The organism is Actinokineospora fastidiosa (genome assembly GCF_014648415.1).
GTDB lineage: Bacteria > Actinomycetota > Actinomycetes > Mycobacteriales > Pseudonocardiaceae > Actinokineospora > Actinokineospora fastidiosa.
Window position 1 is genome coordinate 1,449,219 of record NZ_BMRB01000001.1, and the last position, 12,379, is coordinate 1,461,597.

16 protein-coding genes are annotated in these 12,379 nt (G+C 72.3%); 9 read left to right on the top strand and 7 right to left on the bottom strand.

Features of this window, described 5'->3' with window-relative positions:
• Positions 1-18: 18 nt before the first annotated feature.
• The 3 genes from hemL to IEY98_RS06950 are packed head-to-tail and all read left to right on the top strand — an operon-like array spanning position 19 to position 2,524.
• On the top strand, positions 19-1,335 hold the full coding sequence (hemL, locus tag IEY98_RS06940; protein WP_229786649.1) for a glutamate-1-semialdehyde 2,1-aminomutase: 1,317 nt from the start codon (positions 19-21) through the stop codon (positions 1,333-1,335).
• Positions 1,332-1,961, top strand: a complete 630-nt coding sequence (locus IEY98_RS06945; protein ID WP_189209393.1) for a histidine phosphatase family protein — start codon at positions 1,332-1,334, stop codon at positions 1,959-1,961. Before hemL ends, IEY98_RS06945 begins: the two co-directional genes overlap by 4 nt.
• On the top strand, positions 1,958-2,524 hold the full coding sequence (locus IEY98_RS06950; RefSeq protein ID WP_189209394.1) for a TlpA family protein disulfide reductase: 567 nt from the start codon (positions 1,958-1,960) through the stop codon (positions 2,522-2,524). The genes IEY98_RS06945 and IEY98_RS06950 overlap by 4 nt, the downstream gene beginning before the upstream one ends.
• Here IEY98_RS06950 and IEY98_RS06955 read toward each other — a convergent pair whose 3' ends face one another.
• A complete protein-coding gene (locus tag IEY98_RS06955; RefSeq protein ID WP_189210110.1) occupies positions 2,525-3,091 on the bottom strand; it encodes a sigma-70 family RNA polymerase sigma factor in 567 nt (188 codons plus the stop codon). It lies immediately after the preceding gene.
• 267 nt (positions 3,092-3,358) lie between these two features.
• On the opposite strand from IEY98_RS06955, the gene IEY98_RS06960 reads away from it, so the two are divergent.
• The 4 genes from IEY98_RS06960 to IEY98_RS06975 all read left to right on the top strand — a co-directional run bounded on the left by IEY98_RS06960 (position 3,359) and on the right by IEY98_RS06975 (position 8,105).
• Positions 3,359-4,129, top strand: coding sequence for a cytochrome c biogenesis CcdA family protein (locus IEY98_RS06960; RefSeq protein ID WP_189209395.1), 771 nt, complete (start codon positions 3,359-3,361; stop codon positions 4,127-4,129).
• A gap of 38 nt (positions 4,130-4,167) precedes the next feature.
• Positions 4,168-5,655: a cytochrome c biogenesis protein ResB gene (gene resB, locus IEY98_RS06965; RefSeq protein ID WP_189210111.1), complete on the top strand. Its 1,488-nt coding sequence runs from the start codon at positions 4,168-4,170 to the stop codon at positions 5,653-5,655.
• 1 nt (position 5,656) lies between these two features.
• Positions 5,657-6,613, top strand: coding sequence for a c-type cytochrome biogenesis protein CcsB (gene ccsB / locus IEY98_RS06970; RefSeq protein WP_189209396.1), 957 nt, complete (start codon positions 5,657-5,659; stop codon positions 6,611-6,613).
• A gap of 76 nt (positions 6,614-6,689) precedes the next feature.
• The gene (locus IEY98_RS06975; protein ID WP_229786650.1) at positions 6,690-8,105 is read left to right on the top strand and encodes a MinD/ParA family ATP-binding protein; all 1,416 of its coding nucleotides are present in this window, start codon (positions 6,690-6,692) and stop codon (positions 8,103-8,105) included.
• 110 nt (positions 8,106-8,215) lie between these two features.
• Here the strand turns inward: IEY98_RS06975 and IEY98_RS06980 are convergent, their stop codons facing one another.
• From IEY98_RS06980 to IEY98_RS06995, 4 genes are read right to left on the bottom strand one after another with little or no spacing between them, the layout of a single operon-like run.
• Positions 8,216-8,431, bottom strand: a complete 216-nt coding sequence (locus tag IEY98_RS06980; RefSeq protein ID WP_189209397.1) for a hypothetical protein — start codon at positions 8,429-8,431, stop codon at positions 8,216-8,218.
• Positions 8,432-8,487: 56 nt separating this feature from the next.
• A complete protein-coding gene (gene cds1 / locus IEY98_RS06985) occupies positions 8,488-9,576 on the bottom strand; it encodes an L-cysteine desulfhydrase Cds1 (protein WP_189209398.1) in 1,089 nt (362 codons plus the stop codon).
• The gene (locus IEY98_RS06990; RefSeq protein WP_229786651.1) at positions 9,573-9,842 is read right to left on the bottom strand and encodes a DUF4229 domain-containing protein; all 270 of its coding nucleotides are present in this window, start codon (positions 9,840-9,842) and stop codon (positions 9,573-9,575) included. The genes cds1 and IEY98_RS06990 overlap by 4 nt, the downstream gene beginning before the upstream one ends.
• Positions 9,843-9,852: 10 nt before the next feature.
• A complete protein-coding gene (locus tag IEY98_RS06995) occupies positions 9,853-10,314 on the bottom strand; it encodes an Lrp/AsnC family transcriptional regulator (RefSeq protein ID WP_189209399.1) in 462 nt (153 codons plus the stop codon).
• Between the two features lie 156 nt (positions 10,315-10,470).
• Here IEY98_RS06995 and IEY98_RS07000 point away from each other — a divergent pair, with 156 nt between their 5' ends.
• The gene (locus IEY98_RS07000; RefSeq protein WP_189209400.1) at positions 10,471-10,674 is read left to right on the top strand and encodes a BldC family transcriptional regulator; all 204 of its coding nucleotides are present in this window, start codon (positions 10,471-10,473) and stop codon (positions 10,672-10,674) included.
• Between the two features lie 62 nt (positions 10,675-10,736).
• Complete coding sequence (locus IEY98_RS07005; RefSeq protein WP_189209401.1) at positions 10,737-10,928, top strand: hypothetical protein; 192 nt, start codon at positions 10,737-10,739, stop codon at positions 10,926-10,928.
• Between the two features lie 180 nt (positions 10,929-11,108).
• On the opposite strand, the gene IEY98_RS07010 is transcribed toward IEY98_RS07005, so the two are convergent.
• Positions 11,109-11,975, bottom strand: coding sequence for a 1,4-dihydroxy-2-naphthoate polyprenyltransferase (locus tag IEY98_RS07010; protein WP_189209402.1), 867 nt, complete (start codon positions 11,973-11,975; stop codon positions 11,109-11,111).
• A 58-nt stretch (positions 11,976-12,033) separates the two neighbouring features.
• On the bottom strand, positions 12,034-12,315 hold the full coding sequence (locus tag IEY98_RS07015) for a hypothetical protein (protein ID WP_189209403.1): 282 nt from the start codon (positions 12,313-12,315) through the stop codon (positions 12,034-12,036).
• Positions 12,316-12,379: the final 64 nt, after the last annotated feature.

Below are 12,379 nucleotides of genomic sequence, written 5' to 3' on the forward strand. Positions count from 1 at the left end.
GTTTGCCAGACTGGAGGTGTGACTCCGCAGCCCGCGCACGTGCGCGCATCGGCCGACCTGTTCGACCGCGCCCGCCAGGTCATCCCCGGCGGCGTCAACTCGCCGGTGCGCGCGTTCAACGCCGTCGGCGGGACGCCCCGGTTCATGGTGGCCGCCAGCGGCCCGCACCTCTGGGACGCCGACGACAACCGCTACGTCGACCTCGTCTGCTCCTGGGGCCCGATGATCCTGGGCCACGCCCACCCGGCCGTGGTCGACGCGGTCCGGGAGGCCGCGACCGGCGGGCTGTCCTTCGGCGCGCCCACGGCCGCGGAGATCGAGCTGGCCGAGGAGATCATCGCCAGGGTCGCCCCGGTCGAGCGGGTCCGGCTGGTCAACTCCGGCACCGAGGCGACGATGAGCGCCATCCGGCTGGCCCGCGGGTTCACCGAGCGCACGAAGATCGTCAAGTTCGCTGGCTGCTACCACGGCCACGTCGACGCGCTGCTCGCCGACGCGGGCTCCGGCGTGGCCACCCTCGGCCTGCCCACCTCGCCCGGCGTGACCGGCGCGCAGGCGTCGGACACCATCGTGCTGCCGTACAACGACCTGGAGGCGGTCCGGGCGGCGTTCGCCGAGCACGGCCCGTCCATCGCCGCGGTGATCACCGAGGCGGCGGCGGGCAACATGGGCGCGGTCGCCCCGCTGCCCGGGTTCAACGCGGGCCTGCGCGAGATCACCGCGGCGCACGGCGCGCTGCTGATCATGGACGAGGTGATGACCGGGTTCCGGGTGTCCGCCTCCGGCTGGCACGGCATCGAGCCGATCGCCGCCGACCTCTACACCTTCGGCAAGGTCATGTCCGGCGGCCTGCCCGCCGCCGCGTTCGGCGGCCGCGCGGACGTGATGGCCAAGCTGGCCCCGACCGGGCCGGTCTACCAGGCGGGCACGCTGTCGGGGAACCCGGTCGCCGTCGCCGCGGGGCTGGCGACGCTGCGCGCCGCAGACGCGGCCGTCTACCAGGCGTTGGACGCCAACTCCCAGCGCCTCGGCGCGCTGATCGGCGACGCGCTCACCGCGGCGTCGGTGCCGCACCGGGTGCAGTACGCGGGCAACCTGCTCAGCGTGTTCTTCACCGAGGGTGAGGTGGTCGACTACGCCTCGGCCAAGGCGGCGCAGACCTGGCGGTTCCCCGCGTTCTTCCACACCCTGCTCGACCACGGGGTGTACGCCCCGCCCAGCGCGTTCGAGGCGTGGTTCGTCAGCGCCGCCCTCGACGACGCGGCGTTCGAGGAGATCGCCGCCGCCCTGCCTCCCGCGGCGGCCGCCGCAGCGGCCGCGAAGGAGCCCGCATGACCCAGACGATCGTCCACCTCGTCCGCCACGGCGAGGTGCACAATCCCACCGGCGTGCTCTACGGCAGGCTCCCCGGCTACCGGCTCTCCGCCACCGGGGAGCGGCAGGCGCTGACGGTCGCCGAACACCTCAGCGGCAACGACATCGCGTACGTGGTCGCCTCGCCGCTGGAGCGCGCGCAGCAGACCGCCCAGCCCATCGCCGCGTCGCACCGGCTGGACCTGGCCACCGACGAGCGGCTGATCGAGTCGGAGAACGTCTTCGAGGGCCGCAAGGTCTCCGTCGGCGACGGCGCGCTGCGCTCCCCGCGCAACTGGCCGCACCTGCGCGACCCGTTCACCCCGTCGTGGGGCGAGCCGTACCTGCGCATCGCCCACCGGATGCTGGCCGCGGTGCACCGGGCGCGCGCGGCGGCCGAGGGCCGGGAGGCGGTGTGCGTGTCGCACCAGCTGCCGGTGTGGACGGTCCGGCGGTACCTGGAGGGCAGGCGGCTGTGGCACAACCCCACCCGCCGCCAGTGCTCGCTGGCGTCGCTGACCAGCCTCGTCTTCGAGCACGAGCAGCTGGTCGCCATCCGCTACAGCGAGCCTGCCGGGGCGAGCGACCCGAAGAACACCGGCGCATGAGGGCGGTCATCGCGGTCCTGGCCCTGCTGCTCGCGGCGGGCTGCACCGGGACGGACAACTCGCCGACGAACTCCGAGTTCGTCTTCGTCTCCCCGGGCGGCCAGACCGACATCACCTACGACGGCGCCGACCGCAAGCCGCTGCCCGAGCTGTCCGGGCCGTCGCTGATGGAGCCGGGCACGACGCTGTCCCTTTCGGACTACCGGGGCAAGGTCGTCGTGCTCAACGTCTGGGGCTCCTGGTGCCCCCCGTGCCGCGTCGAGGCCCCGGAGCTGCAGAAGGTCCAGGACGAGTACGGCGACAAGGGCGTGCAGGTCCTCGGCATCGCCGTCCGGGACTTCCAGGAGACCGAACCCCGGGACTTCATGATCAACCAGGGCTTGACCTACCCGTCGATCTACGACCCCCCGGGCCGCTCGCTGCTGGCGCTGAAGGGCTACCCCCGCGCGGTGGTGCCCGCCACCTTCGTCATCGACAAGCAGGGCCGCGTCGCCGCCGCCTTCATGCGCGAGCTGCTCGCCTCCGACCTCGAACCCATCCTCGGCCACCTGGTGGCCGAGTAGTCAGAGCCAGTCCTCCGCCTTCAGCCTGCCGCGGAGTTTGCCCAGGGCCCGGTGCTGGGCCACGCGGACGGCGGTGGGGCTCATGCGCAGGGTGGCGGCGATCTCCGTGGCGGTCAGGCCGACGACCATGCGGAGGATGAGGATGTCGCGCTGGCGGGGCGCGATGTCGTTGAGCAGGGCGGCCATGCGGCCGGTCAGTTCGCCGCGGACGGCCAGCTGCTCGGGGCCCACGCCCGCGTCGGGGATGTCGGGGAACTCGGCGACGGACTCGTAGCGGTCGCGGGCGACGCGGCGGTAGTGGTCGGCGACCTTGTTGGAGGCGATGCCGTACACGAACGGCATGAAGGCCGTGCTCGCGTCGGTGAAGCGGGGGACGGCCTTGAGGACGCCGAGGATGATCTCCTGGGCGACGTCGTCGGCGGTGGAGAAGGCCGAGCCGGTGCGGCCGATGCGGGCTCGGCAGTAGCGGACTATCGCCGGATGGATCCAGGAGACCAGCGTGTCGGCCGCGCCGCGGTCGCCGAGGCGGGCGCGGTCGACCAACTCGTGGAACGCCGATGACTTCAAGCGGGTGAACACCGCGTCGACCGCGGGGCGGACTGATTCGGCCACGACCGGCACCTCCTCCTACTCCCTTCGGACCAGGAGTAGCGCCGTATACGGTCCCAGGCCGACAAGGAGCAAAATCGATTCAGTACCCCAACCGCGGGTTTCCTGTTCAAATTCGCAGGTCACCCCCGTTACAGGAGGAACACTCGAATGTGCCTGTGACCCAGCCCGCGCCAGCCGACCTCCGGCTGCGGCCACGAATGGCGGCTTGCCTACCCTGACCGGGTGGATCCGACGCAGATCGCCGTCTCCGGCCCGCTGGTGCTGGCCGGGCTGGTCGCGCTGCTGGCCGGGACGATCTCCTTCGCGTCCCCGTGCGTCGTCCCGCTCGTCCCCGGCTACCTCGCCTACCTCGCCGCGCTCGTCGGCGCGGACGCGCCCGCGGTCAACGCGGACGAGGAGCGCAAGCGCGGGCGGTACCGGGTGCTCGGCGCGGTGGGGCTGTTCATCCTCGGGTTCACCGTCGTCTTCGCCGCGACAGTCGGCAGCCTGGTCTGGCTCGCCGACGCCCTGCTGATCAACCAGGACGTCCTGCAACGCGTGGGCGGCGTCGTCACGATCGCGATGGGCCTGGTGTTCATCGGCCTGGTCCCCGCGCTGCAGAAGGACGTCCGCATCCACCGCACGCCGCGCATGGGCCTGGCGGGCGCGCCGGTGCTGGGCGCGGTGTTCGGCCTCGGCTGGACGCCGTGCATCGGGCCGACGCTGTCCGGGGTCCTCTCGCTGGCCAGCGCCACCGGCGGGTCGGCGGCGCGCGGCTACCTGCTCGTCGTCGTCTACTGCCTCGGCCTCGGCCTGCCGTTCCTGCTGATCGCCGTCGGCGCGCGCTGGGCCGTCCGCGCCACCGGCTGGCTGCGCAGGCACGGCCGCACCATCCAGCTCGTCGGCGGCGCCCTGCTGATCGTCGTCGGGCTCGCGCTGGTCACCGGGCTGTGGGGCGAGCTGGTGTCCTGGCTGCGCAACACCGTGGTCACCGACGTTCGGCTGCCGCTGTGACCGCGTTCCTCCGCAACACCTGGCGCGGGCTGACCTCCATGCGGACCGCGCTCGTCCTGCTGTTCCTGCTCGCCCTCGCCGCGCTGCCCGGCGCCCTGCTGCCGCAGCGGTCGCTGAACCTGCGCGCGACGCAGCAGTTCATCGAGGCCAACGGCTGGTGGGGCGAGTTCCTCGACCGCGTCCAGGCCTTCGACGTCTACGCCAGCGTCTGGTTCTCCTCGATCTACCTGCTGCTGTCGGTCTCGATCATCGGCTGCCTGATCCCGCGCACCGCCGAGTACTACCGCGCGCTGCGCGCGAAGCCCGTGATCACCCCGCGCAACCTCGCGCGCCTGCCCCACCATGACACGGCCGAGACCGACCGCACCCCCGACGAGGTCGTCAAGGCCGCGACCGGGCTGCTGCGCGGCTGGCGCGTCACCGAGCGCACCGAGGACGGGGGCGCGCGCACCGTCAGCGCGGAGAAGGGCTATCTGCGCGAGACCGGCAACCTGGTCTTCCACTTCGCCATGCTCGGCCTGATCGTCGCGCTGGCGGTCGGCAAGATGATCAACTACGAGGGCCAGGTCATCGTGCTGGCCAACGGCTCGCAGTTCTGCAACGCGGGCACCCTCGGCTACGACTCGTTCCGCCCCGGGCTGCGCGTCGACGGGACGAACCTCACCCCGTTCTGCGTGCGGGTCAACAGCTTCCAGGCCGACTACCTGCCCTCCGGCCAGGCCGACCAGTTCACCGCCGACATCGACTACCAGTCCGGCCACGACCTGGAGACCGGCACGTGGCGGCCGTACGACCTGCGGGTCAACGAGCCGCTGCGCACCGAGGGCGACCGCGTCTACCTGCTCGGCCACGGCTACGCGCCGATCTTCACCGTGACCTTCCCCAACGGCGAGGTCCGCACCCAGACCATCCAGTGGCGTCCGGTCGACGAGCTGACCCTGCTCTCCGAGGGCGCGACCAAGTTCGACCCGCCCGGCGTCACCGACCCCGAGCAGCGCAGGCAGCGGCAGCTGGCGGTCACCGGGCTGTTCGCGCCGACCCAGATCGTCCACGGCGGCGTGCTCAGCTCCTCCTTCCCCGACCTCACCGACCCCGGCGTCGCCGTCGACGTCATGCGCGGCGACCTCGGCATCGACTCCGGCCGCGGCCAGTCGATCTTCGAGATCGACCAGTCGCTGGTGGACAGCGGCAGGCTGACCAGGGTGGCCAGGGAGAACCTCGACCTCGGCGAGGAGATCGCCCTCGACGACGGCACGCGGGTCAAGTTCGACGGCGTCGAGCGCTGGGTGTCGCTGCAGGTCTCGCACGACCCGGCCCAGGTCTGGGTGCTCGGGTTCGCGGTGCTGATGCTGCTGGGCCTCGGGGTGTCGCTGACGATCAAGCGGCGCAGGCTGTGGGTGCGCGCGAGCCCCGGCCCCGATGGCCGTACCGTGGTGTCGGTCGGCGGGCTCGCCCGCACCGACCAGGCGGGATACGGCGAGGAGTTCGGCAGGATCGCGTCCGCGCTGCGCTCCGGAAGGGATTGACATGCCGATCGACCAGAACCTGGCCGAGTACAGCGACTGGGCCTACGCCGCCGCCGCGCTGATCTACTTCCTCGCGCTCATCGGGTACGCCGTGGAGGGCGCGTTCGGCCGCGCCCGCAAGCACGCCGAGGCCCGCGAACTGGTCGCCGCGGGGTCGGCCGCGCCGCCGCCCGAGGTCAGGATCGGCGTGATCGAGGACGAGCCGCGCCGGTCGCGGCCCGAGCGCTTCGGGCGGATGGCCGTCGCGCTGACCGTCCTCGGCGCGCTGCTGCACCTGGCGTCGCTGGTGCTGCGCGGGTTCGCCACCGGCCGCGCCCCCTGGGGCAACATGTACGAGTACGGCGCGGCCACCATGCTGGTCGCCGTCGTCGGCTGGCTCGTGCTCATGCGCAGGTTCCGCGAGAACAACGTCCGCAGGCTCGGCGCGTTCGTGATGACGCCGGTCGTCATCCTGATGTTCCTGGGCTTCACCGTGCTCTACGCCGAGGCCGCGCCCGTGCAGCCCGCGCTGAAGTCGTACTGGCTGGTCATCCACGTCATCGCGGCGGCGTCGTCCAGCGGGCTGCTGCTCATCCCCGGCGTGGTCAGCCTGCTGTACCTGGCCCGGGTCAAGCACGACCGCTCGCCCAACCGCTTCGGCGCCCGGCTCGCCCCGGCCGACACCCTCGACCGGCTGGCCTACCAGACCACGATCTTCGCCTTCCCGATCTACACCTTCGGCATCATCGCGGGCGCGATCTGGGCGGAGTCGGCGTGGGGCAGGCCGTGGGGCTGGGACCCGAAGGAGACCGTGGCGTTCGTCGCCTGGGTCGTCTACGCGGGCTACCTGCACTCGCGGGCCACCGCGGGCTGGCGCGGCACCCGCGCGGCGGTGGTGAACACGGTCGGCTTCGTGGTGATCCTGTTCAACACGTTCTTCATCAACTTCGTGGTCAGCGGCATGCACTCCTACGCCTGACCCAGTGCAGGGGCCGCGACGGCCAGCGACTACCGTCGCAACCGAGGGTTCGACGCGAGGGAGAAGGGGCGCAGGGGTGACTGGACGCCCGGAGGAATCGGACATGCCGTGGCGGCCGCAGGCGGGCGGTGAGCCCGGCGACTTCGGCCCCAACCCCGACCTGGCCGACTCGCACCTGGACGAGGAGGCGGGCACCGACTCCACGCCGCACCCGGGGACGTCCGGCCCGCACGCCGTGGCGGGCCAGTCGGGTCCGCACACCGTCGGCCCCGGCCAGTCCGGCCCGCACTCGCTGGCGTCCCAGTCCGGCCCGCACCCCATGGGCCCCGGTCAGTCCGGTCCGCACCACGTGGGGCCCGGTCAGTCCGGTCCGCATCACCTCGCCCCCGGGCAGTCGGGGCCGCACCACGTGAACCCGGCGACGTCCGGGGCTTACCCGGTCGGGCCGGGCCACTCCGGCCCGCACCCCGGGTACTACGTGGAGTCCACGCCGTCGGGCGGGCAGTACCAGCAGAACTACCCCGGTTACGGCTACCAGCAGGCCCCGCAGCCCGTGCAGCACCAGGGCGAGCTGTCCACGTCGCGGCTGGTCAAGCAGGTCAAGCGGGCCCCGCAGTCGGGTTGGCGGCGGGCGGTCTACGTGGCCAGCGGCCACCTGATCAACCCCGGCGAGAGCCCGGCCGACGTGCGCCGCCGCGAGCTGATCGGCCGGGTCAACCAGCCGCTGCGCGGCTGCTACAAGATCGCGATGCTCAGCCTCAAGGGCGGCGTCGGCAAGACCACGACCACCACCACGCTGGGCTCGACGTTCGCCTCGCTGCGCGGCGACCGGGTGATCGCCGTCGACGCCAACCCCGACCGGGGCACGCTGAGCCAGAAGATCCCGCTGGAGACCACCGCCACCGTCCGGCACCTGCTGCGCGACGCCGACCGCATCCGCCGCTACAGCGACATCCGCGCCTACACCTCGCAGGGCCCGTCGCGGCTGGAGGTGCTGGCCAGCGAGCAGGACCCGGCGGTGTCGGAGGCGTTCAGCGAGGACGACTACCGGCGCACGGTGGCGCTGCTGGAGCACTTCTACAACATCGTCCTGACCGACTGCGGCACCGGGCTGATGCACTCGGCCATGAAGGGCGTCCTCGACCTGGCCGACTCGCTGGTGATCGTCTCGTCGGGCTCGGTCGACGGCGCCCGCAGCGCCTCGGCCACCCTCGACTGGCTCGACGCCCACGGCTACCGCGACCTCGTCGCCCGCTCCGTCGCCGTGATCAACTCCGTGCGCCCCGGCTCGGGCAAGGTCGACCTGGACAAGCTGGCCGCCCACTTCGCCGCCCGCTGCCGCGCCGTCTGCCGCATCCCGTTCGACCCGCACCTGGAGGAAGGCGCCGAGATCGAACTCGACCGCCTCCTCCCGGAGACCCGCCTCGGCCTCCTGGAACTGGCCGCCACCGTGGCCGACGACTTCCCCAGCGAACTGCGCCGGACCCACTGACGGGGCCGTCACAGCCCCACTGATCTTGGAGAACGGGCATCACGGGGGTGCGGCTCGCCGCTATCCGGAGACCCCTTTCGCCCAGGACGGGAAGCCCACAAACCGACGGGTCACCCGTCCCACCGGGGGAAGCCGGACTCCACCGCCCTGCGGACATCGGGGTCGCGGGCGGTGCGGCCGTCGGTGATGTCGCGCCACGTCAGGTCGCCGCGGTCGATGCGGCACTGCAATGCCCGCAGCGCCGGTGACGCCTCGGCGCTGCGGGCTCGGGACGCGATCAGGTCGAAGTCGGCGTCGGTGAGTCTCGGATCCGGTGTCAGGCCCATGCCACTGCCCCCAGTGTCGTTTCCCGACAAGACGAACCGGGCCGGGGAACAGTTCCCTAGCCGGAGAACCGGCCGGTGGCGAGGAACTTGCGCACGGTCTCGCCGTACGGCTCCAGGTCCAGACCCTGCGCGGCGATCCACGCGTCGTCGTAGTACGTGTGGCTGTAGCGCTCGCCGCCGTCGCACAGCAGGGTCACGACGCTGCCCGAGCGACCGGCGGCCAGCATCTCGGCGACGATCGCGAAGGCGCCCCACAGGTTGGTGCCGGTCGAGCCGCCCACCCGGCGGCCCAGCACCTCCGACACCTCGCGGATCACCGCGATGGACGCCGCGTCCGGCACCTTGATCATCCGGTCGATCACCGAGCCGACGAACGAGGGCTCCACCCTCGGCCGCCCGATGCCCTCGATGCGCGAGCCCTGGCAGCCGGTCAGCTCCGTGCCGTCGCGCCAGGCGTCGAAGAACACCGAGTTCTCCGGGTCCACCACGGCCAGGCGGGTCTCCAGGGCGCGGTAGCGGATGTAGCGCCCGATCGTCGCGCTGGTGCCGCCGGTGCCCGCGCCGACCACGATCCACTCCGGGCACGGGTGCGGCTCCCGCGCCATCTGCCCGAACACCGACTCGGCGATGTTGTTGTTGCCCCGCCAGTCGGTCGCGCGCTCGGCGTGGGTGAACTGGTCGATGAAGTGCCCGCCGAGCTCGGCGGCGAGCCGGTGGGACTCGGTGTAGATCAGGCCGGGCTCGTCGACGAAGTGGCAGCGCCCGCCCTGGTGCTCGATCAGCGCCACCTTCTCCGGGCTGGTCGTGCGCGGCATGACGGCGATGAACGGCAGCCCCAGCATCCTGGCGAAGTACGCCTCCGAGACCGCCGTCGAGCCCGACGACGCCTCGATGACCGGCGTGCCCTCGTGGATCCAGCCGTTGCACAGCGCGTACAGGAACAGCGAGCGGGCCAGCCGGTGCTTCAGCGAGCCGGTCGGGTGGGTGGACTCGTCCTTGAGGTAGAGCTGGATGTTCCAGCTCGCGGGCAGCGGGAACGGCAGCAGGTGGGTGTCGGCGCTGCGGTTGGCGTCCGCCTCGATGATCCGGATCGCCTCGCAGACCCAGGCGCGCGTGGGCGCGCTGCAGCGGTCGATGGCCGTCACTGATCGGGGTCCTCTCCGCGCAGCTGCGCGCGTAGCCGGTCACGCTCGGACTGCCGCTTCTCGCCGCGCTTGGCCAGGCCCTCGGTGACCCGGGCGTTCAGCCCCCGGAAGAGGAGCAGCCCCAGCGGAAACCCCACCACGACGGCCACCGCGAGGCTCACGAGCAGCGGAACGTCGAACAGCAGCAGCACGGTTGTCACCGCGGCGACGAGGGCGATCCGGGCGAACGTGTAGAGGGCGATATCGCGGCCGAGCGTGGAATCCACGCTTCGCAGGCTACTCCGCGCCCGATGATTCGGGGCTGTTCGGCCGCCCCTCGAACCGTGTGGAGAGCACCACGGTCGAGCGGGTCCTGGCCACGCCCTGGATGCGGCGCAGCCGGTTGAGCGCCTGCTCGAGGTCGTCCACCGTCGCCACCCTGACCTTGACCACGAACGCCTCGTCCCCGGCGACCCGGTAGCACGACTCGATCTCCGGCAGCTCGGCGAGCGCGTCGGCGACGTCCTCGTCGTCGGCGGTGTCCGTGGGGTGGATGCCGACCAGGGCCGTCACGCCCAGGCCGACCGCGCGGGGGTCCACGACGGCGTGGTAGCCGGTGATCACCCCGGACGACTCCAGCTTGCCGACCCGCTCGTGCACGGCGGAGGCCGACAGCCCCACCTGCCTGCCCAGATCGGCGTACGTGATCCTGCCGTTGGTTCGCAACGCTGCGATGATGCGGCGATCAACACTGTCCACGGATGTGCAGCGTACGGCCCCCGCGAGAGGGTGTCCGAACCAACCTTTTTGTCCCTTACTACCTCTTTACTATCAGCCAACCGTTCGAGTACCCGGCGGGCGAGATGCCACGATGCTCCTGTTTGCTCCACTCGGCGACTAAGGAGGGAAGAAGCCGTGACCGCGCATGTCGGCGAACGACTGCTCACCCCGGGGGAAGTGGCCGCGCTGTTCCGCGTCGACCCCAAGACTGTCACCCGCTGGGCCACAGCGGGCCGCATCGGTTCCATCCGCACGCCCGGCGGGCACCGCCGGTTCCGCGAGTCCGAGGTGAAGACCCTGCTCGCGGAGTTGACCACCGAGGCGAACGGTCCGGCGTGACCGCCCCGTCCGGCGGGCAAAAGGGCTAACCTCGAACACCTCAATGCTTGGAGGTGGCTTCGATGGTGTACCTGCTCGCCGCGGTCGGCGCCCTCACGATCGCCGTGCTGATGTGGCGGGCGTTCGGACCACAGACCGCGGATCTCGCCCAGCGCAGGCGGACTCCGCTCGCGCCCGACGACGACCCGGACTTCCTGCGCAAACTCGACGAGAACCGCCGTCGCGACCGGGATGAGGACACTCCGCCCGCGTAGCCCGGCACGCTTGCTCAGCACAACCGGCCCGGTCGGGTTCACCGTCGAACACCACGGCGCTGGACCCGGCCGGGCCGGGCCTTCTTCCGCGCGGCTGTGACTTTGACCGCCCTTTACGCTCCCGCCGTCGCGGGCGGCGGAAAGCGGCACCGGCAGTTCGCCTGCCGGGAATTCCCCCGATCAGCCCAGCGCCAGGCCCGCGCCGGTGAGGACGGCCCAGGCCAGCATCGCCAGCCCGGTCTGCTTGAGCACCGGCACGAGCGCCATCCCGGTCGCCTTCTCGGTCACGGCGCGGACGGCCGGGATCAGCACGGCCGCCGACAGCAGGCCGATCAGCGCCAGCTTGGCCGACACCGCGATCAGCAGCGTCATGGCGAACGGCAGGGTCACCAGCGCGGCATAGAGCAGGCGCGTGTTGGCCTCGCCCAGGCGGACGGCGAGGGTGGTCTTGCCCGTGACCGCGTCCGTCGGCACGTCGCGCAGGTTGTTGGCGACCAGGACGGCGGCGGAGAACGAGCCCATGGCCGCGGCGCAGGCGACGCCGGTCCAGGTGACCGTGTCCGCCTGCACGTACTGCGTGCCCAGCACCGCGACCAGGCCGAAGAAGAGGAAGACCGCGGCCTCGCCCCAGCCGGAGTAGCCGTATGGCCGCGAGCCGCCGGTGTAGAACCAGGCGGCCGCGATGCAGAGGGCGCCGACCAGCAGCAGCCACCAGTGCCCGCTCACCGCGACCAGCGCCAGCCCGGCCACGGCGGCCAGCCCGAAGCAGGCGAACGCGGCCGCCCGCACCGCGGCCGGGGCGACCGCGCCGGACCCCACGAGCCGCAGCGGCCCGACCCGGTCGGCGTCGGTGCCGCGGATGCCGTCGGAGTAGTCGTTGGCGTAGTTCACCCCGACCTGCAGGGCCAGCGCGACGAGCAGCGCGAGCAGGGTGCGGGGCCAGGAGAAGGCGGGCGCCGCGGCCGCGGCCCCCACGATGACCGGGGCCACCGAGTTCGGCAGGGTCCGCACGCGCGCCCCGGTGACCCATTGGGTGAACGTCGCCATGGCCCCAGTCTCGCCGCAGCCGGGTGGCGGCCGGGCGCTGACCCCCGTGAGATTCGGCTCAGCTGGGCATGCGGGGCGCGGGGATGCGCACGAGGAGGCAGGCGCGGGCCTGCTCCCAGCGCTGCCGCCAGTCCGCGACCCGGCCGCCGCAGCCGCGCACGAACGCGGCCACCGTCGGCCAGGTGGGCAGCTGCTCCCCGGCGACCGCGGCCGCGAGCGCGTCCACCGACGCGCCGGTCGTCCGCGAGATCGACGGGAAGTCGGGGGTGCCGCACCGGCGGCGCAGTGCCCGCAGTTCGGCCGCGAACGCCTGCACCGGACCCGCCTTGACCGGTCGCACTGGAACCTCCGTCTCGACGCCCTCCCACCCGGACTGTCGCCTGCCGTGACCGTCTCGTCACACC

Bases quoted from the DNA above. Each gene is read 5' to 3' on its own strand.
- IEY98_RS06945 (WP_189209393.1), top strand. From the start codon at position 1,332: ATGACCCAGACGATCGTCCACCTCGTCCGCCACGGCGAGGTGCACAAT.
- IEY98_RS06950 (WP_189209394.1), top strand. From the start codon at position 1,958: ATGAGGGCGGTCATCGCGGTCCTGGCCCTGCTGCTCGCGGCGGGCTGC.
- resB (WP_189210111.1), top strand. From the start codon at position 4,168: ATGCGGACCGCGCTCGTCCTGCTGTTCCTGCTCGCCCTCGCCGCGCTG.
- ccsB (WP_189209396.1), top strand. From the start codon at position 5,657: ATGCCGATCGACCAGAACCTGGCCGAGTACAGCGACTGGGCCTACGCC.
- IEY98_RS06980 (WP_189209397.1), bottom strand. From the start codon at position 8,431: ATGGGCCTGACACCGGATCCGAGACTCACCGACGCCGACTTCGACCTG.
- IEY98_RS07005 (WP_189209401.1), top strand. From the start codon at position 10,737: ATGGTGTACCTGCTCGCCGCGGTCGGCGCCCTCACGATCGCCGTGCTG.
- IEY98_RS07010 (WP_189209402.1), bottom strand. From the start codon at position 11,975: ATGGCGACGTTCACCCAATGGGTCACCGGGGCGCGCGTGCGGACCCTG.